Here is a 22,041-nt window from a genome sequence, read left to right as displayed (position 1 = left end):
TATCATGGCAATATAAAGGCAAATTTTGTGCATTGCAACATGTTTGTTGCATCGCACCATAAAATATTTGGTTCGCGGCGTTAACCACGCGCCTAGAGATTCCGCTGGTTGCACGCTATGACTTGTGGACCTTCACGCCGTCGGCTTTTATTAACAAAGCGTTAACCGCAAATTGCCCGCTCTGTGAGGGTCGCCAAGCGCATGCCGGCTGAAAACTACTCCTTCCTTGACGTCGCCGTGCTCGACGCCGTCCGCCTGCGCTTCGCCGCAGGCGACGCGATCGCCATTCTGTCGGCAGATCTCGAGCAGGTGATCTGGGCCAACGGGCCCGGCGCGGCGGTATTCGGCTATCCGGACATCGGCGCTATCATCGGCGCCTCGGCAGGGTTGCCGCTGATCGCCCGGCGCCAGATCATGGCAACCAGCGGTTTTCCGCAGATCGGCCGCGACCGTGCCATCACGGTCCGGCTGGCGACCGGCCTGACCAGCCGCGCCGTCGGCTTCCTGGCCAGCGCGGTGACCATGCCCGATGGCGAGGAAGCAATCATGCTGGCGCTGCCGGCGGCGCAGACCGGCTCGCGCAGCGCCGCCGAGATCGCCGACCGCGCCATCGGTGGCTTTACGGAAGACGGCCACTACATCGCCTTTGTCGATGCCAAGGGCAATATCGACGCCGCATCGGACGGCTTTTCGGCGCTCGGCATCCGGCCTGAGACGCTGGCCGCGCTTGTCGCCGACGTGGCGAACGAGAGCGACCGCATCGTCAAGCGCCTAGTTCCGGGTGGGTCCAGCTCCTATCCCGCGGGCCTTGCCCGGCTGACGGACGAGCGGCACCTGCTGGTGGTGATCGACGAGGACCGGCTTGACGGCGAGGCCCCCGATGGCGAGCGCGCCGGCGGGGAAACCGAGGCGGCAGCGGCACCGAGCGGTGGCGATCTTCCCCAGCCAACGGACCAGGACAACGAGCAGCTGATCGCCAGCACCGGCGCGGCGGAGATCGACCTTGCAGCGATGCAAGGCACCTCGGCATCGGCGGAGCACGAACCTGCCGACGCGGCCGACGATCACCGCACGGTTGGCGAAACGCCGACGCAGCATGACCATTGGTACTTCAATGCCGGCGACGACGCGCAGGTCCCGCCCGGGGCAGCTGCGTCCGGCAAAGTCGAGACCAGCCCGGACGCTTCGCAGGCCGGCGCGGATACTTCGCCGGAAAGCGCCGCAAAGGCCACCAAAGCCGCCTCGCCGGCCGAACACAGCGCTTCGGCGATCGATCGCACCGCCGCGCCCATGCGTTTCGTCTGGCGTACCGACGCGGAGGGCCATTTCAGCGCCCTTTCGCCGGAATTTGCCGAGCTCGTCGGCAAGCCTGCCGCCGACGTGATCGGCCGCCGCTTCGAGGACGTTTCGGCCGCCTATGGCCTCGATGCTTCTGGCGAGATTGCCGGCCTGCTCGAACGGCGCGACACCTGGTCCGGCCGCTCCGTGCTGTGGCCGGTCGCCGGCACCGATCTGAAGATACCCGTCGATCTGGCGGCGCTCCCGGTTTACAGCCGCAGCCGCGTTTTCGAAGGTTTTCGCGGTTTCGGCGTGGCCAGGAGCGGCGATGCGGTGGTCGATCCGGATGCCGTCGGCATGGCCCTTGTCGCCGAGGAGAAACCTGCCGCGACCATCGGGCCGAAAGCCGTCGAACCTCTCCCCGAGACACCTAAATCCGCCGATCCGTTCAGGGGCGAAGTGCCGGCATTGACCATCGTGCCAAAACCCGAGCGGCGCTTTGCCGACAAGGTGATCCGGCTGGCCGAGCACCGGCAGCCGGCCAACGACAAGGGCCTGTCGACGCTGGAACGCAGCGCGTTTCGCGAGATTGGCGAGCGTCTCAAGAAGGACAGCACCCCGGCCGAAGAACAGCCCAGCGCCGGAAAGCAGAAGCCGGTTGAGAAAGTCGAGGCAGCCGGCAAGGCCGACGAGCCAAAGCTGAAAGAAGCCGGGCTGGCGGACAAGGGTGAGATGCCGGAACCAGGTCCGGAAAGCGGGGCGGCTGCCGCCGAACCGCCCGAGGCCGATACCGAAGACCAGAAGGATCTTGCCCGGCTCGACGGCGAGCAGCCGGATGAGGCGGTAGCAGAGGCGCAAGCCGGCGAACCCGTCACACGCCCTGTTTCCGGATCGCTGCTCGACTATGCCGACCGCGAACCCAGCGATGAAGCGCGGGAAGGCGTTGAGCCCAGCACGAACCGTCGAACGATCGTCGCCGAAGCGCCGCGGGATGGCGACGACGATAGCATGACGGCCGAAGATTTCCGTGACGCCGAGGACAGCGAGGATTGGTCCGAGGACAGCGCAGCCGCAGCCGACGCTGCCGGCCAGGTGCCGCCCGTCGAGCGGCCGCAGGCACCACCGCTCAAGCTCGACGGCTTCGTGCCGTCGGCGTTTGCCGGAGAGGACAACAAGGGGCCGGATACCTCGATCCTGGGCAAGCTGCCAGTGCCGGTGCTTATCCATTCCGGCGATCAACTGCACTACGCGAACGACGAATTCCTCGGCTTGACCGGCTATGCGACGCTCAATGCCCTGGACGAGGCCGGCGGGCTCGGCGCGCTGTTTGCCGACCATTATGCCGACGACGGCAGTTCGGACGGCGGCGACCGCGCTCTGCGGCTGAAAACGCGCGACGGTCAGGAGTTTCCGATCGATGCGATTTTACGCTCCGTACCCTGGGGAAACGGCAAGGCGCTGATGCTGGTCGTACGTCGTTCCGGCGACGACGAGGCAGCAGCCATTCCACATGGCGCCGCCGAAGACCAAACGCAGCCGGATGTTTCCGAGCTCAAGGCACGCATTGCCGAAATGCGCACTATCATCGACACCGCCACCGACGGCGTCGTGCTGATCGGCCGTAACGGAACGATCCGTTCAATTAGCCGTCCGGCGGAAGCGCTGTTCGGCTTCGACAGCGACGAGGTGACCGGCAAACCGTTCGTCTCGCTGTTTGCGATCGAAAGCCAGCGCGCGGCGCGTGACTATCTCGAGGGGTTGTCGGAGCCCGGCGTTGCAAGCGTGATGAACGATGGCCGCGAGGTGATCGGGCGCGAGGCGCAGGGGCGTTTCATTCCGCTGTTCATGACCATCGGCAGGCTGCCCAACGACAGCGGCTTCTGTGCGGTGGTGCGCGATATCACCCAGTGGAAGCGGGCCGAAGAGGACTTGACCCAGGCGCGGGCGGTCGCCGAACGCGCCTCGTCGCAGAAGACCGATTTTCTGGCCCGCATCAGCCACGAGATCCGCACGCCGCTCAACGCCATAATCGGCTTTTCCGAGCTGATGGTCGACGAGAAATTCGGGCCGGTGGCCAATGACCGCTATCGCGACTATCTGCGCGACATCAACCGTTCGGGCAACCACGTGCTCGATCTGGTCAACGACCTGCTCGACATTTCGAAAATCGAGGCCGGCCAGCAGGAGATGGCCTATGAGGCGGTGTCGCTTAACGACACGCTGGCCGAAACCGTGGCGATGATGCAGCCGCAAGCCAACCGGGAACGCGTCATCATCCGCTCCAGCTTCGCCTCGCGGCTGCCGGAAGTGGTGGCCGATCTGCGCAGCGTGCGGCAGATCGCGCTCAACATCCTGTCGAACGCCGTCCGCTACACGCAGGCTGGCGGCCAGGTGATCGTGTCGACGGCTTACGAGATCTCCGGCGATGTCGTCATGCGCGTGCGCGATACCGGCATCGGCATGAGCCAGTCCGAGATCGAGCAGGCGCTGAAGCCGTTCAAGCAGATCAATGCGCTGAAGCGCGGCCGTGGCGACGGTACGGGTCTTGGGCTGCCGCTGACCAAGGCGATGGTCGAAGCGAACCGGGCCCGGTTCACCATCAACTCGACGCCCGGCGAGGGAACCCTGGTCGAAGTCGCCTTTCCCTCGACCCGCGTGCTCGCCGGTTAGCTATGGTTGCGCAAAGAAAAAAGGCGTCCAACAGGACGCCTTGAGAAATTGGAATTGCTGTCACAACGGGGCTTGAGCGAATCAGATCCTCTCGGGGCTAAGAGGAACGGGATTTCTCCCTCAAGTTACGCACGACTATTGATGCCGGGGCCTTAACAAATCCTTACCGGCACGCCGGAAAATTTACCAATGTGTACCACTCATGAAATCTAGGTAAATTCCGAAGAGATAATTTGTTAACGATACCTGAGACCTCAAAACGGCTCCCACCTTGGATCCCGTGGTCAGTCGGCAAGCTGCGGCAGGTTGCGGAACAGCTCGAGCGCTTCGGGATTGGCGAGCGCTTCCTTGTTCTTGATGGCGCGGCCGTGCACCATGTCGCGTACCGCGAGCTCGGTGATCTTGCCCGATTTGGTTCGCGGAATATCGCTGACGGCGACGATCTTGGCCGGCACGTGGCGCGGGCTCGCCCCGGTGCGGATTTTCGCGCGGATGCGTTTTTCCAGCTCGGCATCGAGCTCAACGCCGGCCGCCAGCCGCACGAACAGCACGACACGCACGTCATTGTCGAAATCCTGGCCGATGCACAGCGCTTCGAGGATTTCCGGCATCTGCTCGACCTGATTGTAGATCTCCGCCGTGCCGATCCTGACACCGCCCGGATTGAGCGTGGCGTCGGAACGGCCATGGATGATCAGGCCGCCATGGACGGTCCATTCGGCGAAATCGCCGTGGCACCAGACATCGTCGAAACGTTCGAAATAGGCGGCTTTGTATTTCCTGCCGTTAGGGTCGTTCCAGAAGCCGATCGGCATCGCCGGAAACGCCTTGGTGCAGACGAGCTCGCCCTTCTCCTGGCGGAGCGGGCGGCCGTCATCGGCCCAGACATCGACGGCAAGGCCGAGCCCGGGCCCTTGGATCTCGCCGGTCCATACCGGTTCGATCGGCACGCCGAGCACGAAGCAGGAGACGATATCGGTGCCGCCGGAAATCGAAGCCAGATGCACGTCCTTCTTGATGCCTTCATAGACGAAGCGGAAATCTTCCGGCGATAGCGGCGAGCCGGTCGATGAGATGGTGCGCACGCTGGAAAGATCATGCGTGCGGATCGGCTTCAGGCCGGCCTTGCGCACGGAATCGATGAATTTGGCCGAGGTGCCGAAATAGGTCATCTTTTCGGCATCGGCGAAGTCGAACAGCGCATTGCCGTCCGGGTAGAACGGCGAGCCGTCGTAGAGCAGCAAGGTGGCGCCCGATGCCAGGCCCGACACCAGCCAGTTCCACATCATCCAGCCGCAGGTGGTGAAGTAGAAGAAGCGGTCGCCGTCGAGCAGGCCGGCATGCAGCCGTTCTTCCTTGACGTGCTGGATCAGCGTTCCGCCGGCCGAATGGACAATGCATTTGGGAATGCCGGTCGTGCCCGATGAAAACAGGATGTACAGCGGATGCGAAAACGGCAGCCTTTCGTAGGCGACAGGCCTTGCGGCAAAGGGTGACAGCGCCTCTTCCAGCGCAGCCGCCTTGCCGATGGTCGCGGCGACGTCGAGCGAGGTGCCGAGATAGTCGACAATGAGGACTTTGCGGACGGTGGCGAGCTTGCCCGCCACGGCCGCGATCTTGTCGGCGACTTCGATCGCCTTGCCATTGTACCAGTAGCCGTCCGGCGCGATGAACACGACAGGCTCGATCTGGCCGAACCGGTCGAGAACTCCCTGCTCGCCGAAATCTGGGGAGCAGGACGACCAGACGGCGCCGATCGAGGCGGCCGCCAGCATTGCAGCAACCGTCTCCGGCATGTTGGGCATCATCGCGGCGATGCGGTCGCCCTTCTTCACCTTGAGCGACAGGAAAAGCTGCTGCAGGCGCGAGGTCAGCGCATGCAGCTCGTTCCAGGACAGCCGCCGCTCGACCTTGTCCTCGCCGCGAAAGACGATTGCGTCGCCAAGCCCGGGTTTCTTGAGGAGATTCTCGGCGAAGTTCAGCTTCGCCTCAGGGAAGAAGGTCGCGCCGGGCATCTTGTCGCCATCGACCAGCACGCGTTCGCCCTTGTCGCCGACGATGCCACAAAAGTCCCAGACCAGGCTCCAGAAGGTCTCGCGGTGATCGATCGACCAGCGATGCAGGTCGGTATAGGAGGAGAAAGCCTCGCCGGCTATGCTCGCCGCGGCGTTCATGAAGGCGGTCATCGGCGCTGCGTCGATCTGCTCTTGCGTCGGGATCCAGAGCGGTGCGTCGTCAGCCACCATTGTTCCTCCTTAAAGCACGTCACGTTCGAAGAGATTCACGCGACGCGCTTTAAACTTTTGTCTTTATGCATGTCGTTTATCCCAAAACCGCTGCGCACTTTTGGGCGACATGCATTGGCATCGCTTATGCATATCGCGATACAGCAGAGCAAGATTTTGTTGGACCGCGCCGGTCAGGGTGTGCGCAAATGCCATCGCCGGGCCATAAAGACTTGAAATGCGTCAGCCGTCGGTTACACCCGTCGGGCGATTTTGTCGGAATGGAAGCATACGGGGCGATATGCCATCACCTTTGATCCGACGCGGAATATGGGCGATCGGCGCAGCCGTCATCGTCATCGCGCTGGTTGTCGCAGCCTTGCCGTTGATCGCCTCGACCCGCATCGTACGCGACCGTATCGCGTGGGAAATGAGCGCGTGGAGCGGTTTCCGGGTCACCATCGACGGCGCGCCGCGTATCGAGGTCTGGCCGAATTTCCGGGCGATCCTGAGCGACGTGACGCTGTCGCAATGGACAGAGACGGATGCGCCGCCCGTTGTCGAGGCCGAACGGGTCGAGGTCGACCTCTCAGCGATGGCGGCGCTGCGTGGCGATGTGGTGTTTTCGACGGCGCGGCTGGTACGACCGACGATCCGGGTTCAGCGTACCGCGAGCGGGTTTTTCCTGCCTGCGATTCCCAGTGGCGGGCGCATTACGCGTTCGATCGATGCTGCCCGCGCGGTGATCAACACAAATCCCGCCAAGCCGGATCTCGGCAAGCTGCCGACAGATCCGTTCGGCACAGTCGAGTTCAGGGACGGCCGCGTAGTGGCTGCCATCGGCGGCAAGGACCAGGAGATATTGAGCAGCCTGAGCGGCCAGGCGAACTGGGCCGCGATGAACAGCAATGCGACGCTGTCGGCGACCGGGATATGGCGCGGCGAAAGTGTTGTCATCGACGCCGCATCGCCGAGCCCGCTCGTGCTGTTTGGTGGCGGCACAGCACCGGCCACATTTTCCTTCAAGGCGGCACCGGCCAGTTTTTCGTTCGACGGCCGCGCCAGCATGTCGGAGAACGGCTATTTCGACGGCCAGGCAAAATTCGCCGCACCTTCGCTGCGACGCGTGCTCGAATGGTCGCAGGCCGGCATCGCGCCCGGTGCCGCAATCGGCTCGATCTCCGTTTCAAGCAAGATCACGGCGACGGCCGGGCGCGTCAAATTTGAAAACACGGCCCTGACCCTCGACAACAACCCGGGAATGGGTGCGCTGGACTTCACCTATGGTGAGGCACTGCCGGTGATCTCCGGCACACTTGCCTTCGATACGCTCGACCTCAGATCATTTCTCTCCGCCTTTACGCCGGTACCATCCGCCGGCGGCACCGGCCCGGGCGAGATCGACACAAGCTTCGCCGACCGGATCAATCTCGATCTCAGGCTGTCGGCGGCGCATGCCACCGCCGGCGCCATCCAGCTTGCCGACGTCGCTGCCACTGCCCAGGTCAAGAACGGCCTTGCCGTCTTCGACATCTCGGATGCATCCGCCTTTGGCGGCAACGTCCAGAGCAGCGTCCGTTTCGACCGCAAGCCCGCCGGCACGGAAGTCGAGATCCGGCTGCTTGCTTCCGATATCGACGGCGGCGCTTTCGGCACCGCGGCCGGGATGACGCGGCTGGTGCCGATCGGCACTGGAACCGTTTCGGTCATCCTCAAAGGGCCTGGCAGAACCTGGGACTCGATTTTCGAAAACGCCAATGGCTCGCTGTCCGCGACGTTCGGCGCGGGTGCGCTGAGCCGGCTTAACCTGCCGGCGTTCCTTAAGCACACCGAACAGGGCGGATTCTTCGCGCTGGACGACGTCTCGGACGGAACGCTGCCGATCGACGGGGCCGAACTCAAGGCGAGCGTTTCGAACGGCGTGGCGCGTATCGACAAGGCCGAGGTGAATTCCGCGCAATACAAGATCTGGCTTTCCGGCATCGCATCCTATGCCGGACGCGGGCTGGCGCTGTCCGGCGGCATCGTCCAGCCGAGCCAGGCTGCCACGCAGACGAACGGCCAGGCGCCCAAGCAGTCGTCGTTCTTCGTCGGCGGCACGTGGAGCACGCCGTTCATCTCGCCGATAAGCCGCGGCGTTTCGGGAGAGTAGCGAGCCTTCAACCTCGCTGCGCCGCCCGCTCGTCGCGCTGGCGCTGCACCTCGCGGCGTTTGTTTGCGAGCGAAGCGATGATCACGCCAACCGCGACGACCGCGATCAGGATGGTGCACGCTGCGTTGATTTCCGGCGTCACGCCAAGGCGGACCTGGCTGTAGATCTTCATCGGCAGCGTCGTGGCGCCGGGTCCCGAGGTGAAGCTGGCAATAACCAAATCATCGAGCGACAGCGTGAAGGCCAGCATCCAGCCGGAGACGATAGCCGGCATGATAACCGGCAGCGTGATCTGGAAGAAGGTCTTCACCGGTGGCGCACCGAGGTCCATCGCGGCCTCTTCCAGCGAACGATCAAAAGTGATCAGGCGCGACTGAACCACCACCGCAACGAAGCACATGGTTAGCGTGGTGTGGGCAAGCGTCACCGTCAGAAAGCCGCGGTCAAGGCCGACGGCGACGAAGAGCAGCAGCAGCGACAGGCCGGTGATGACTTCCGGCATGACCAGCGGCGCAAACACCATGCCGGAAAACAGAAGCCGGCCGCGAAAGCGCGTGTAGCGTGTCAAGGTGAGCGCCGCCAGCGTGCCGAGCACGGTCGCCACGCTTGCCGAGATGACGCCGACGCGGGCCGTCACCCAGGTGGCGTCCATCAGACCCCGGTTGTGGAACAGCGACACGTACCATTTCGTCGAGAAGCCACCCCAGACGGTGACCAGCTTCGATTCGTTGAAAGAGAACACGACGAGCAGGACGATCGGCAGGTAAAGAAAGGCAAAGCCGAGCACGATCGAAATGATGTTGAAGCGGCTCCAGGTCGCGTTCATTGGTCCTGCTCCTGGGCGCGCGCCTGGGCTCGCTGGAAGAGCATGATCGGCACGATCAGCAGCAGCAGCAAGATGACGGCGACGGCGGAGGACACCGGCCAGTCACGGTTGGCGAAGAACTCGTTCCACAGCGTTCTGCCGATCATCAGCGTCTGCGAGCCGCCGAGCAGGTCGGGAATGACGAACTCGCCGACGGCGGGAATGAACACCAGCAGGCAGCCGGCGATGACGCCGGGCAGCGACAGGGGGAAGGTGATCTTCCAAAAGGCGCTGGTCGGCGGACAGCCGAGATCCTTGGCGGCCTCGATCAGAGAATGGTCCATCTTCTCCAAGGACGAATAGAGCGGCAGCACCATGAACGGCAGATAGGAGTAGACGATGCCGATGAAGATCGCCGTATAGGTGTTGAGGATGATCAGCGGTTGGCTGATGATGCCGGTGGCGAGCAGCAGCTGGTTGAGCAGGCCCTCGGGCTTGAGGATGCCGATCCAGGCGTAGACACGGATCAGGAACGAGGTCCAGAACGGCAGGATCACCAGCATCAGCAAGGTCGGGCGAATCGTCGCTGGGGCGCGCGCCATGCCATAGGCTACGGGATAGCCGACCAGCAATGTCAGGACCGTCGAGATGGCGGCGACGATGACGCTCGTCACATAGGCATTGAAGTAAAGCGCATCCTGCGTCAGCCAGGTATAGTTGTCGAAATTCAGTGCGCCGAATTCCGAAATAAACCCGGAAATGCCGCTGCGGAAATCAAGCACCGGCGTGTAGGGCGGCATGGCGATCGCCGTCTGCGACAGCGAAATCTTGAAGACGATGATGAAAGGGACGAGAAAGAAGAACAGCAGCCAGAGGTAGGGGATGATGATGACGAGCCGGCTAACGAAGGCCGCTCCCAGCCTGACCAAGGCGGATTTGCCGGCAGCGCTTGCCGGAGAGCTTGTTGCGGCGGTGACAGCGGACATGATCAGTCCCTACCGCGTCAGGACGACGCCGGCGTCGGGGCGGAAAGAAACCCAGGCGCGGTCGTTCCAGGTCAATGGGTCCTCGGTGAGGCGTGCCGCGTTCATGGTGCTTGCCCGCACCACCTGACCGTCGTCCAGCCTGACGTGATAGACGGTCATGTCGCCGAGATAGGCTATGTCGTAGACCTCGCCCTCGATGGCGTTGACGGCACCGGCCGGTTTCGTGGAGGACACCTTGATCTTCTCCGGCCTGATGGCGAAGGTGACGGATGTCCCGGCCGCGGCACTGCCGGCATTTTCGGTCCGGATGGTGATGCCGTTGCCGGCATCGATGCTCGCGCTGCCGGCCTCGCCAGCCGCGATCTTGCCGTCGAACATATTCACATTGCCGACGAAGCCGGCGACGAAGCGGGAACCCGGCGCCTCGTAGACCTCGGCCGGCGTCGCCACCTGCATCACCTCGCCCTTGTCGATGATGGCGATGCGGTCGGCCATCGTCATCGCCTCTTCCTGATCATGGGTGACGACGACGAAGGTGAGGCCGAGGTTCTGCTGCAGGTCCATCAGCTCGAACTGGGTTTCCTCGCGCAGCTTCTTGTCCAGCGCACCAAGCGGCTCGTCGAGCAGCAGGACTTTCGGCCGCTTGGCCACCGAGCGCGCGAGCGCGACGCGCTGGCGCTGGCCACCCGACAATTGGTGCGGTTTGCGCTTGGCGAACTGCTCGAGCTTGACCAGCTTCAGCATCTCGGCGACGCGCTTGTCGATGTCGGCCTTGGCCATGCCTTCCTGCTTGAGGCCGAAGGCGATGTTGTTCTCGACCGTCATGTGCGGAAACAAGGCGTAGGACTGGAACATCATGTTGACCGGCCGCCGGTAGGGCGGAATGCCGCGCAGATCCTGGCCGTCGAGCAGGATGCGGCCGGCGGTCGGCTCCTCGAAGCCGGCAAGCATCCTAAGCAGCGTCGATTTCCCGCAGCCTGAGGCCCCCAGCAAGGCAAAGAATTCGCGTTCGAAAATGGTCAGCGACAGGTTGTTGACCGCTGTGAACTCACCGAATTTCTTGGTGACGTTGTCGAACTGGATGTATGGCTTGGCGTTCGGATCGTTCCATGGCGCAAAATCCCTGCGGATGCTGCCAAGCGATTTCATGTCCCACTCCGTCCTGCTGCTTGCCCCATGAGAAAGCGGCCCCGGCAACGGCTGCCGGGGCCTGGTCAGATTGCTATTGGCCGGTGACGATCTTGGTCCAGGTGCGGGTGATGATGCGCTGGGTCTTGGGATCGTAAGGCGATACGGTGTAGAGCTTCTGCAAGGTGGCTGCATCCGGATAGATCGCCGGATCTTCCAGGATCGCCTTGTCGATGAACTGCTGCGAAGCCTTGTTGCCGTTGGCATAGAGCACATAGTTCGACGATTTGGCGATCACTTCGGGCTTCATCATGTAGTTCAGGAACTCATGCGCTTCGGCGACATGCGGCGCATCGGCCGGGATCGCCATCTGGTCGAACCACATCTGGGCACCTTCCTTCGGCACGGAGTAGCCGATCTCGACGCCCTGCTTGGCTTCGTCGGCGCGGTTGCGGGCCTGGAAGACGTCACCCGACCAGCCGACCGCCAGGCAGATGTCGCCATTGGCAAGGGCGTTGATGTATTCGGACGAGTGGAACTTGCGGATATAGGGCCGGACCTTCAGCAAGGTGTCTTCGGCCTTGGCAATCTCATCGGGCGACGTGCTGTTCGGATCGAGGCCCAGATATTTCAGTGCCGCCGGTATGATGTCGGCCGGCGAATCCAGCACATAGACGCCGCAGTCCTTCAATTTGGCCAGGCTTTCGGGATTGAAGAACACGTCCCAGCTGTCGATCTTGTCGGTGCCGAGCGCTGCCTGCACCTTCTTGATGTTGTAGCCGATGCCGACCGTACCCCACATGTAGTTGATCGAATATTCGTTGCCGGGATCATATTTGGCGGTCCGTTCCATGACCGTGTCCCACATATTTGAAATGTTCGGCAGTTTCGATTTGTCGAGCTTCTGGAACACACCCGCCTGGATCTGGCGTGCAAGGAAATTGCCGCTGGGCACGACGACATCGTAGCCGCTGCCGCCGGCGAGCAGTTTCGTTTCCAGGATCTCGTTGGAATCGAAAGTGTCGTAGACGACCTTGATGCCGGTTTCCTTGGTGAAGTCGTCGATGATCGAACTGTCGATATAGTCCGACCAGTTGAAGACGTTGACGACGCGATCCTCGGCATTCGCGCCCAAGGTGAAAACTGCCAGAAACGCCGAAGTCGCCGAAAGCCAGAGCGCTTTGCGGGTCATGCTATTCTCCTTTGATGAGTGTTCCGTCGCCAGCTCGTCGCGGCGTCCGCGCGGCTGGGCATTTGCTTCAAGGTATTGGGCTTGCAGGCGGGCGACAAGCGCGAATTGCCGGCGTCATTATCGTTCGGCGGCGAGCCGACAGCGAAGACCTGGCGTGGCGTTGGTGGTGTTCCGACGCCGTCGGAAGCTTTCGCTACGACGCGGGCAGGGAGACGACGATATTGTCCGGCCTCGATGCGGCCGGCATGGAGACTTGGCAAGATACGCCTGTCTTGTTGTTGCCGTGATCGCAGCCTGCCCGCGCGGCTGCGACGTTGTCAATGGTTCATCTCGCTTTGACGCGCGCACTGCATCAATTAGGTGACGGCACACCGGTGACGCCCGCTCGCGCGGGCCGCGTCTGGCGCTTGAACTCGAGCCCGATATGGACGAGCAGCGCGGTGACCACGACCGCACCGCCGACGATGGTGCGCGCCGACGGCACCTCGGAATGGATGAGCCAGACCCAGATCGGGCCAAGGATCGGTTCGAACGTGCCGAGCAGCGCCGCGACGGCGGCCGGAACAAGCCGGGCTCCGGTGGCGAAGAAGGCGAGACCGAGTCCCAGATTGATCACGCCAAAGGCAAAGAGGAAGCCCATATCGTGGCTGGAGACGCCCAGCGCCGACGCCTTCGATGCCGCAAAGGCGGCCGCCAGCATCGTGCCGAGGCAGGTCGCCGGCGTCATGCGCACATGGGCAAAGCGGCGCGTGATGACGGTGGCGATCGAGAACATGACAGCGATGAGCAGCGCCAGCCCGTCGCCGATCGGCGACACCGCGCCATCGAGCGATTCCGACACCATGATGGCGACGCCGGCAATGACGGCGGCGATCGCCACCCAGGTCGCCACCGCCACCCGTTCGCGAAACAGCGCCCAGGCAAACAGCGCTGCCAGAAGCGGCACGCCGGCCTGCATCAACAGGATGTTGGCGACGGTGGTATAGGCAAGCGCCACGACGAAAGAGGTCGACGCCGTGGCGAAGCAGAACGCCACCGCAAGGCCGGCCAGGCCCATGCCGCGAAACAGCTTCAGCGTGCCACGCCAGCCGTCGCGCCAGACCATGAAGCAGAGCAGGAAGGCGGCGGCCCAGACCGAGCGCCAGAACACCACCGTCCAGCTGTCGGCGTTGTCGATGAAGCGCGCAATGCTGCCGCCGAAGCTCCACATCAACGCCGACAGGAATACCAGCAGGAAGCCAACGCGTTCCCCTTGCGGCGACACGATCGGCGAAGCGGCAACCGGAGATGATGCGGTATCGGTCATGGGTACGACTGTCGGCGAATTCGGAGCAGCACGATGTGCAATGGACGACAGAGACGTGCCTAATTCGCGTAACGCAAAGCAGAAGGCCGGGCGTGATCCAGTTCGATGTTCCGTTTGGCGCACTGATGAGGGCGCCTCGCCCCTCGCCCGGCGATGATCCGAGGCGACCTGTCGATGATGCGTTACGAGGTGCTCTTGTTGCCGCGGATAAAACGCCAGAGACCGGCCAGCGGAATCAGCAGGAGCAGGCCAAACTTTTTCAGCGCGATCAGCGCCACGAGCAGAAAACCTGCTTTCGCCGCCAGCTTGCCGGCAATCAGGCCACCGACGCCAATCGCCGCAACCGTATCGACGCCAGGCACGAAATCGGCGTATGTCTTGCCGGTATTGAAGTCCGCGAGGCCAAGCACTTCATCCAGGCTTTGCCTTATCTCCGGCAGTTGTTCCACCGTCGCGATATAGCTCATCACGAAGACGCCCTCCCTGCCAAGGAAACGGACGTCGTAGTTGAGCGTATGGGCGGCATCGTTGCCAAATTGCAGCTCCTTGGCCCAGTGCAGGCGCTTGTGGGCCGCGTCATAAACCGGCGGCGACGCCCAGCCGATCAGCGTAATGGGCGCATAGCCATCCTTTACCCTCTGATCGTTGCCGGACAGAGTGTCTGACTGCATGTTGCGCAGCAGTTCATTGTAATCGATGGACGCGGCGTCGCTGTCGTCGACGTAACCGATCTTTTCCCAGCGCAGCTCTATCCCCCAATTGTTGTCGGCAATGGGATCATGGGAGACTGGAAAGATCATGCCGAGGGCATCGGAACCAGAGTCGGGCGGATTGCCCCAGGCTTCGGTGAGGACGGAGAGCGTGTCCTTCTTGTCCAGAAAATAGAACTTGTCCTTGAGGTCGAGATGGATGCCTTCGGCAAGATTTATCGCGCCGGTCTTCGGATCGATCTTGTCCTGGAACGCCTTGCCGGCATCATTGTAGTGTTGATAGGAATTGAAGAAATCCGAGGACTTTTCAGCCAATGCGGGATCGGCCGAAAACGCGAGCGCCAAGCCAAGCCAAAAAACTGTCCTGCCCATGATTGATCCCCCGACCGTTGCGCAGTTCTTTTTTTTGATACCTACCGTCAATGCTGAATCAATATTCGGCTGAATCAATATTTTGGCTGAACCAATATTTTGGCCGGCAACCGCGAACCAGCTTACTGGTTGCCGCCGCAGGAACAGATGAGGTCCTTTGGTCGAAGATTCAGCCGCAATATTGCTGGAGCCGAATCACTGGAAATCGAACGCCGACAGTCCCGTGACCATCTCGTCGAGGCCGAGCGGACGTGTAACGGGTGGCTCGGCGCGGGCGAGGCAGCCGATGCGTTCGCACAGCCGGCAGGCAGGGCCGACCGGCGTCGCCAGCGCAGCGGCGCTCTGTCCGGTCTTGCCGATGGCGGCCGGCCCCGGCAATGCCGCTCCATAGACGACCTCGTCGCGAAAACCGATGTCGCAGCCGAGCAACAGCGCCGTGCGCCGCGGGCGCTCGGCAAACGAGCCCTGCGGCCCTTCGAGCGTGCGGGCCATGCAGAGGAACGCCGCACCGTCGGGCATTTCCACTGCCTCGACCAGGATCTGGCCGGGCTGGGCGAAGGCGGCATGGACCGGCAGCTTCGGACAGCCGCCGCCGAAGCGGCTTTGCGGAAAGCCATGGCTGCCCGCCTTGCGGAACCGATTGCCGGCACTGTCGACCTCGAGCATGAAGAACGGCACACCCGACGCACCCGGCCGCTGCAGCGTGGTCAGCCGGTTCGCCGCCTGCTCGAAAGAGACGCCGAAGCGCGACCGCAACATGTCGATGTCATAGCGGGCACGGACCGCAGCGGCGCGAAAAGGTTGATAAGGCATCATCAGAGCGTGCGCGGCATAGCGGCCGAGCTCGAAACGCGCCAGCCGGCGGGCTTCGTCCGTGGTCAGCTTCAGCACCTGGATCTCGGCAGCGACAGCGACGCTCATGCGGATCAGGCAGGCCTCCATCGCCACCTCGCGCAGTTGATCGAATGGCGACAGCCGCTCGGACAGGAACAGGCGTTGCGAGTGACGGTCATAGCGACGGCGCCAGTTGGGCATCGTGGCGACCGGCAGTACCTTGACGACGATGCCGAATTCACGCCGCAGCCAAGCCTTCAACGCACTGAACAGATCGTCGCCGGGATCGAGCACCGACGTGAATGCCTCGGCTTCCTCTTCGAGCGCGGCAAAATGGTTCGGCCGGCGTTCGAAAATCTCATGCACCTCGTCGATCGGCAGCCTGGCACCGGAGAGGGCGGTGGCCTTGCCCTCACGCGCGAGCAGCTCGTTGATATCTGACAATCGCTCGGCCTGCTCGCGATAGGCGCGAAACAGCTTTATGACAGCGGCGGAAGCGTTTGGCGCCGCCTCGGCAAGCTCGATGAGTTCCTGGTCGCCCGGCAGTTCGCCGGCCAGCAGCGGATCTGAAAACACTTCCTTCAAATCGGCGACCGACCCCCTCGCCTCGCCCTGCAATTCATGTGGGTCGACCTTGTAGACGGTTGCCAGCCTCAGGATCAGTTGCACCGTCAGCGGCCGCTGGTTGCGCTCGATGAGATTGAGATAGGACGGCGAGATGCCGAGCCCTTCGGCCATCGCCGTCTGGGTCAGCCCCTTGGCGTTGCGGATGCGACGAATGCGCGGCCCGGCAAAGATTTTGTGGTCGGCCAATCGAGTTTCCTTGACAGAAATTTACATCCGCCGATGGCATGGCTGTCTTTACAATCATGACAGATTTACAGCTCTCATCAGTCAAACACAACACAGGTTTTCCCTTATTTTATGGCTGATCAGGAGGTTTACCTCGCTTGCGTCGTGCCGACGTGTAAATGGTGTCACACATATGGCGCACATATTTTCCCTCTGCGACGCCTTCCTAAACCGGCATCAAAACCGCCTGGAGTGATCAATGACCGACTTTTACAACCTCGTCCCGTCGGCGCCGCAAGGCCGCTTTGATGGCATCGAAAGGCCCTATTCGCCGGACGACGTGAAGCGGCTGCGCGGCTCGGCGCAGATCCGGCAGAGTCTCGCCGAAATGGGGGCAAACCGGCTGTGGCAGCTCATCCATGAAGAGGATTTCGTCAACGCGCTGGGTGCCATGTCGGGCAACCAGGCGATGCAGCAGGTGCGGGCCGGGCTGAAAGCGATCTATCTGTCAGGATGGCAGGTCGCCGCCGATGCCAACACCGCTTCCGCCATGTACCCGGACCAGTCGCTTTATCCCGCAAATGCCGCGCCCGAACTGGTCAAGCGCATAAACCGCACCTTACAGCGCGCCGACCAGATCGAGACTTCGGAAGGCAACGGGCTGTCGGTCGACACCTGGTTCGCGCCGATCGTCGCCGACGCGGAAGCCGGCTTCGGCGGGCCGCTCAACGCCTTCGAAATCATGAAGGCGTTCATCGAGGCGGGTGCGGCCGGCGTCCATTACGAGGACCAGCTGGCTTCGGAGAAGAAATGCGGCCATCTCGGCGGCAAGGTACTGATCCCGACCGCCGCACACATCCGCAACCTCAACGCGGCGCGGCTTGCCGCCGACGTCATGGGCACGCCGACGCTGGTCGTGGCGCGCACCGACGCTGAAGCGGCAAAGCTCTTGACCTCCGACATCGACGAACGCGACCGGCCCTTCGTCGATTATGGCGCCGGCCGCACCGCGGAGGGCTTCTACCATGTCAGCAACGGCATCGAGCCCTGTATCGCCCGCGCCGTCGCCTATGCGCCCTATGCGGACCTGATCTGGTGTGAGACTTCCAAGCCCGATCTGGCGCAGGCCAGGACGTTTGCCGAGGGCGTGCGCAAGCATCATCCAGGCAAGCTGCTTGCCTATAATTGCTCGCCGTCTTTCAACTGGAAGAAGAATCTCGATGACGCGACGATTGCGAACTTCCAGAAGGAACTCGGCGCCATGGGTTACAAGTTCCAGTTCATTACGCTGGCCGGTTTCCACCAGCTCAATTTCGGCATGTTCGAGCTCGCCCGCGGCTACAAGGAGCGGCAGATGGCAGCCTATTCGGAACTGCAGGAGGCGGAATTCGCCGCGGAAGCCAATGGCTACACCGCCACCAAGCACCAGCGCGAGGTCGGCACCGGCTATTTCGACGCCGTCTCAATGGCGATCACCGGTGGCCAGTCTTCGACCACGGCCATGCGTGGATCGACCGAGCACGCCCAGTTCAGGCCGGCGGCGGAATAGCGGGGTAGCAGACAAACAGAGGGAACGCCCAAACGGGCATGGCAACACAACAGTCATGGCAACACAGGGAGAAGACCAATGGCTTCGATAAGCCGCGTCAAGGAACGGGCCGAAGAGCAGGCCACCAGCATGAATGTCGACCAGCAGGCAACCATCCGAATGCTGGCGAACGATCTGCACAGGCTCAATCAGTCGGTGATGAAGGCGGTCGAGGCCGGCGTCTCGGTCGAGCTGGTGCGCTCGGCACGACACCATGGCGGCGACGGCAACTGGGGAGATCTGCTGATCCCGGTCATCGTCACGCAGCGTAGCCACGACAGACAAACTCGATAGCACCGCGCCTCTTTTGAGCGCATGCTATCGCACCTTGCACGCCGCGGCTTTGCCTAATCCGGCAGAGCCGCTAATGCAACGATTTCAATGACAAGATCAGGCTGCGCAAGCGCTGCAACGCCAATAACTTGCGAGGGCGGCGGGTTGTTGTAGCTGCAGTGCTTCGGGCAGTGCACGGCAAAGAATTCGTCCAGGACGTCCAGGCGAAAATTGGGAGAGCTCAGCACGCCGCCATCGGGAAATGGCCCCTTAACAAAGAAGGTCAGCCTGATGAGATGGTCGAGCGCACTGCCAAGCTCTTCCAGATCTGATTTGATGTTGGTGAGAATTGCGCGCCACTGCGCGGCCGCATCGCCAACGGCGCCGCCGCCGCTTTTGCCGATCGGATCGTAGTCCTCGGCGGTCGCGGTGTTTCCGGAAAGGTAGACAGACCCCTTTGCGCCGGTAACGACCGTACCCTTTCCCCATGGCATCAACCGGCCATTTTTGAATTTCTTGTGAGTCACGAGTTCCATTGTCATCTCCCGTCGATCAAAGAGACGTGCTTAGCCGACGAGGAAAGGGTAGTCCGGCGAGGCGATCCGACAAGCTCGCGACAGGCCTGACTCGCCTTCGTCCAACCTTACGTCAACCCGGCTACGGCTGCGTAGTTGGTGCGTTCGCGCTGCACAGCCAAACTTAGCTGAGCCTGCCCGGTTGTGGTGGCAGCTTCTTCTTCGGGCGACGGCAAAGAAAAGCACTTAATTTTAATTTTAATGTTTCTTGCGATATTCTCCTGATACGCCATTTGAGCTTGACATGAGCAGTTATCTCACGCCAATTACCTCTCGAGTTTCAACCCTGCATTGAAACATTGAACAACGGCCTGCCCCGCCATGTGCCCAGCGAATCGCGATATCGAGACTGCAAAACAGCTGCCTTTCGTCAGCCGGGACATGGAGACGCGGATGCTCCCGGATTTCTCGCGGGTGCTGGTGGTCGGAAAATCACCGATCAACCGCGTCGTGGTTTCAAAAATCGTGGAGCGGTCCGGCCTCAAACCGATCTCGGAAACTCCCGAAACCGCGGCAAAGGCCTTGCACGCGCTGATTCCCGGGACTGTCGTTCTCGACGGCGGTGCGGAGAATGGGGACTGCGACGCCTTGCTGTCGGGTATCGATGCACTGCGAAGGGCGTCAGGCAGATCGCTTCCGTCGGTGATCCTGCTTTCAGTCAAGACCGGCACGCCGGAGAGCCTGGGCCTGTCCAGCGTCATCGATGCAGTGGTCGTCAAGCCGATCACCACCGAACGGCTGCAGCCGGTGATCGACCGGCTGATCGCAATTAGCCGCAATTGACGCCTACCGTGATGCCTCGGCTGCCGACCTGATCAATCAATCTCGCCGATACGCTCGATCAAGCCCGGCAGTTCACCGAGATTGGCTATCTGGCGAAAGCGTGGTGCCGAGACCGGCGGCTCGACATGTTCCAGCACCCAGGTCAGATCATGCGGAACGTGGATGCCCCAACTGCCGGCTTCGATGGCCGGCACGACGTCCGATTTGAGCGAGTTGCCGACCATCATGCCCTTTTCCGGGCCGTCGCCGTGGCGGCTGAAGATGCGGCTATAGGTGGCCGCGCTCTTGTCGCTGACGATCTCGACGGCATCAAACAGCTCGCCCAGCCCGGATTGCGCGAGCTTGCGTTCCTGGTCGAACAGGTCGCCCTTGGTGATCAGCACCAGGCGGTAGGCGCCGGCCAGCTTTTCCACGGTTTCGCGCGCATGCGGAAGCGGCTCGATCGGATGGCTGAGCATCTCGCGGCCCGCGGCGAGAATTTCGGCGATAGTCGAGGCCCGCACCTGGCCGTTGGTGACGTCGATCGCCGTCTCGATCATCGACAGCGTGAACCCCTTGATGCCGAAGCCGTAGACCGCGAGGTTGCGCTTCTCGGCCTCCAGCAATCTTGCTGAAATCCGGTCCTCCTCGGCGTGATCGGCGAGCAGTGCGGCAAAGCGCTGCTCGGTCACGCGGAAGAACTGTTCGTTCTGCCACAGCGTGTCATCGGCGTCGAAGCCGATCGTCGTCAGTTTGCGGCTGTGTTGCATGCGGCCCATTAATTGCAGCGTTGCGGGATGCCGACCCTAAACCATGAGGGTTTTATCCGGAAGTCGTTGTGTTCCCCCGGTTATCGAGGCGGACGCCAGCCGGCTCCCCTTTCCTTTCGTCGTCGGCAACGGCTATACTCCACAATCTGCAACAAATCTGGTGATTGATGCCGCCTGCAAAAAAGGAAGTCCGTCCGTCGAGCCGCGGAGGACGCGCCCGCACACCTGCCTTCGTGAAAAACCAACGTGGCGTCAAGAACTGGAAGGAAGTCAGCGCCTGGCTGGAATGGCGCGGCATCGAAGATATCGAATGCATCACACCCGACCAGGCCGGGGTTGCGCGCGGCAAGATGATGCCGTCGAAGAAGTTCACCTCCAACACCTCGCTGGCGCTGCCTTCGGCGGTGTTCATGACAACGATTTCCGGCGGCTATCCGGAGGACGGCAACGGCTTCCATTATCCGGAGGACGACGGCGACCTCAAGCTGATGCCTGACCTCTCGACGCTGACGGTGGTGCCGTGGGAGGAGGACCCTACCGCGGCGGTTATCTGCGACCTCGTCCACCAGGACGGCCGCTCGGTCGAGTTCACGCCGCGCAACGTGCTGAAGCGCGTGCTTGCCGCCTATGACAAGCGTGGGCTGAGGCCGGTCGTGGCACCCGAGATCGAGTTCTACCTGGTGCGCAAGAACCCCGATCCGGACTATCCGCTGACCCCGCCGGTAGGTCGATCGGGACGGCCGATCGGCGGCGGTGCCGGCTATTCGATCGCCGGGGTCAACGAATTCGACGAACTGATCGACGACATCTACCATTTCTCCGAAAGCCAGGGCCTGGAGATCGACACGCTGATCCACGAGGAGGGCGCCGGCCAGCTCGAAATCAATCTGCGTCACGGCGATCCGATCGAACTCGCCGACCAGGTGTTCATGTTCAAGCGCACCATCCGCGAGGCGGCGCTCAAGCACGAAATCTACGCCACATTCATGGCCAAGCCGATCCAGGGGCAGCCCGGTTCGGCCATGCATATCCATCAGTCGATCATCGACAAGAAGACCGGCAAGAACGTCTTTTCGGCAGAGGACGGCTCGGAGACCGAGGCCTTCTTCCATTTCATCGGCGGCATGCAGAAACATGTGCCGAACGCGCTGGTGATGTTTGCGCCCTACGTCAATTCCTACCGGCGGCTGACGCAGTCGGCCTCGGCGCCGGTCAACAACAAATGGGGCTACGACAACCGCACCACGGCCTTCCGCGTGCCCCGCTCCGACCCGGCGGCGCGGCGCGTCGAAAACCGCATTCCCTCCTCTGACGCCAACCCCTATCTGGCGATGGCGGCATCGCTCGCCTGCGGGCTGATCGGCATGACCAACAAGATCCAGGCCGAGCCGCCGGTTCTGACGACCGCCAACGAGGACCAGATCGACCTGCCGCGCAGCCTGCTCGAAGCCGTCGACCTGTTCGAGGCCGACGAGGAACTCTGCGCCCTGCTCGGCAAGTCATTTGCCGCCACCTATGCGGCGATCAAGCGAGCGGAATTCGAGACCTTCATGGAAGTGATCAGCCCGTGGGAGAGGGAGTATTTGCTGCTGAATGTCTAGTAGGGGAGTAGGGAGTAGGGCA

16 protein-coding genes are annotated in these 22,041 nt (G+C 62.3%); 6 read left to right on the top strand and 10 right to left on the bottom strand.

Going from position 1 to position 22,041, the window contains the following annotated elements; translation table 11 throughout:
* Positions 1-201 precede the first annotated feature (201 nt).
* Entirely contained in the window at positions 202-3,948 is a 3,747-nt protein-coding gene (locus tag NKJ20_RS25380; RefSeq protein ID WP_352747832.1) for a PAS domain S-box protein, read from the top strand.
* Positions 3,949-4,232: 284 nt separating this feature from the next.
* On the opposite strand, the gene NKJ20_RS25375 is transcribed toward NKJ20_RS25380, so the two are convergent.
* Positions 4,233-6,191 (bottom strand): acetoacetate--CoA ligase, encoded by a 1,959-nt coding sequence (locus tag NKJ20_RS25375; RefSeq protein ID WP_352747830.1) that lies wholly within the window; start codon positions 6,189-6,191, stop codon positions 4,233-4,235.
* Positions 6,192-6,474: 283 nt separating this feature from the next.
* Here NKJ20_RS25375 and NKJ20_RS25370 point away from each other — a divergent pair, with 283 nt between their 5' ends.
* Positions 6,475-8,325, top strand: coding sequence for an AsmA family protein (locus NKJ20_RS25370; RefSeq protein ID WP_352747828.1), 1,851 nt, complete (start codon positions 6,475-6,477; stop codon positions 8,323-8,325).
* A gap of 7 nt (positions 8,326-8,332) precedes the next feature.
* Here NKJ20_RS25370 and NKJ20_RS25365 read toward each other — a convergent pair whose 3' ends face one another.
* The 7 genes from NKJ20_RS25365 to NKJ20_RS25335 all read right to left on the bottom strand — a co-directional run bounded on the left by NKJ20_RS25365 (position 8,333) and on the right by NKJ20_RS25335 (position 16,471).
* Entirely contained in the window at positions 8,333-9,151 is an 819-nt protein-coding gene (locus NKJ20_RS25365) for an ABC transporter permease (protein ID WP_352747826.1), read from the bottom strand.
* A complete protein-coding gene (locus NKJ20_RS25360) occupies positions 9,148-10,116 on the bottom strand; it encodes an ABC transporter permease subunit (protein ID WP_352747824.1) in 969 nt (322 codons plus the stop codon). Before NKJ20_RS25360 ends, NKJ20_RS25365 begins: the two co-directional genes overlap by 4 nt.
* A 9-nt stretch (positions 10,117-10,125) precedes the next feature.
* Positions 10,126-11,265, bottom strand: coding sequence for an ABC transporter ATP-binding protein (locus tag NKJ20_RS25355; protein WP_023677452.1), 1,140 nt, complete (start codon positions 11,263-11,265; stop codon positions 10,126-10,128).
* A gap of 73 nt (positions 11,266-11,338) precedes the next feature.
* Entirely contained in the window at positions 11,339-12,436 is a 1,098-nt protein-coding gene (locus NKJ20_RS25350; RefSeq protein WP_352747822.1) for a polyamine ABC transporter substrate-binding protein, read from the bottom strand.
* 352 nt (positions 12,437-12,788) lie between these two features.
* Entirely contained in the window at positions 12,789-13,742 is a 954-nt protein-coding gene (locus NKJ20_RS25345) for a DMT family transporter (RefSeq protein WP_352747819.1), read from the bottom strand.
* 182 nt (positions 13,743-13,924) lie between these two features.
* Positions 13,925-14,902 (bottom strand): DUF2167 domain-containing protein, encoded by a 978-nt coding sequence (locus NKJ20_RS25340; protein WP_352747816.1) that lies wholly within the window; start codon positions 14,900-14,902, stop codon positions 13,925-13,927.
* 117 nt (positions 14,903-15,019) lie between these two features.
* A complete protein-coding gene (locus NKJ20_RS25335) occupies positions 15,020-16,471 on the bottom strand; it encodes a helix-turn-helix domain-containing protein (RefSeq protein WP_352577538.1) in 1,452 nt (483 codons plus the stop codon).
* A 238-nt stretch (positions 16,472-16,709) separates the two neighbouring features.
* Between NKJ20_RS25335 and aceA the strand changes: the two genes are divergently transcribed.
* A complete protein-coding gene (gene aceA / locus NKJ20_RS25330) occupies positions 16,710-17,999 on the top strand; it encodes an isocitrate lyase (RefSeq protein WP_352457079.1) in 1,290 nt (429 codons plus the stop codon).
* A gap of 78 nt (positions 18,000-18,077) precedes the next feature.
* Positions 18,078-18,332 (top strand): SMc00767 family acetate metabolism repressor, encoded by a 255-nt coding sequence (locus tag NKJ20_RS25325; protein ID WP_023677446.1) that lies wholly within the window; start codon positions 18,078-18,080, stop codon positions 18,330-18,332.
* A gap of 53 nt (positions 18,333-18,385) precedes the next feature.
* Here NKJ20_RS25325 and NKJ20_RS25320 read toward each other — a convergent pair whose 3' ends face one another.
* Complete coding sequence (locus NKJ20_RS25320; protein ID WP_352747813.1) at positions 18,386-18,853, bottom strand: RidA family protein; 468 nt, start codon at positions 18,851-18,853, stop codon at positions 18,386-18,388.
* A gap of 426 nt (positions 18,854-19,279) precedes the next feature.
* Between NKJ20_RS25320 and NKJ20_RS25315 the strand changes: the two genes are divergently transcribed.
* Positions 19,280-19,669, top strand: coding sequence for an ANTAR domain-containing protein (locus NKJ20_RS25315; protein ID WP_245274728.1), 390 nt, complete (start codon positions 19,280-19,282; stop codon positions 19,667-19,669).
* 32 nt (positions 19,670-19,701) lie between these two features.
* On the opposite strand, the gene NKJ20_RS25310 is transcribed toward NKJ20_RS25315, so the two are convergent.
* On the bottom strand, positions 19,702-20,418 hold the full coding sequence (locus NKJ20_RS25310; protein WP_352450927.1) for an HAD family hydrolase: 717 nt from the start codon (positions 20,416-20,418) through the stop codon (positions 19,702-19,704).
* 167 nt (positions 20,419-20,585) lie between these two features.
* Here NKJ20_RS25310 and NKJ20_RS25305 point away from each other — a divergent pair, with 167 nt between their 5' ends.
* A complete protein-coding gene (locus tag NKJ20_RS25305; protein WP_352450926.1) occupies positions 20,586-22,019 on the top strand; it encodes a glutamine synthetase family protein in 1,434 nt (477 codons plus the stop codon).
* Positions 22,020-22,041: the final 22 nt, after the last annotated feature.

Source organism: Mesorhizobium sp. M0185 (assembly GCF_040322175.1).
Lineage (GTDB): Bacteria > Pseudomonadota > Alphaproteobacteria > Rhizobiales > Rhizobiaceae > Mesorhizobium.
The sequence above is the reverse complement of the archived record's forward strand: the minus strand, read 5'-3'. Positions and strand labels throughout refer to the sequence as shown.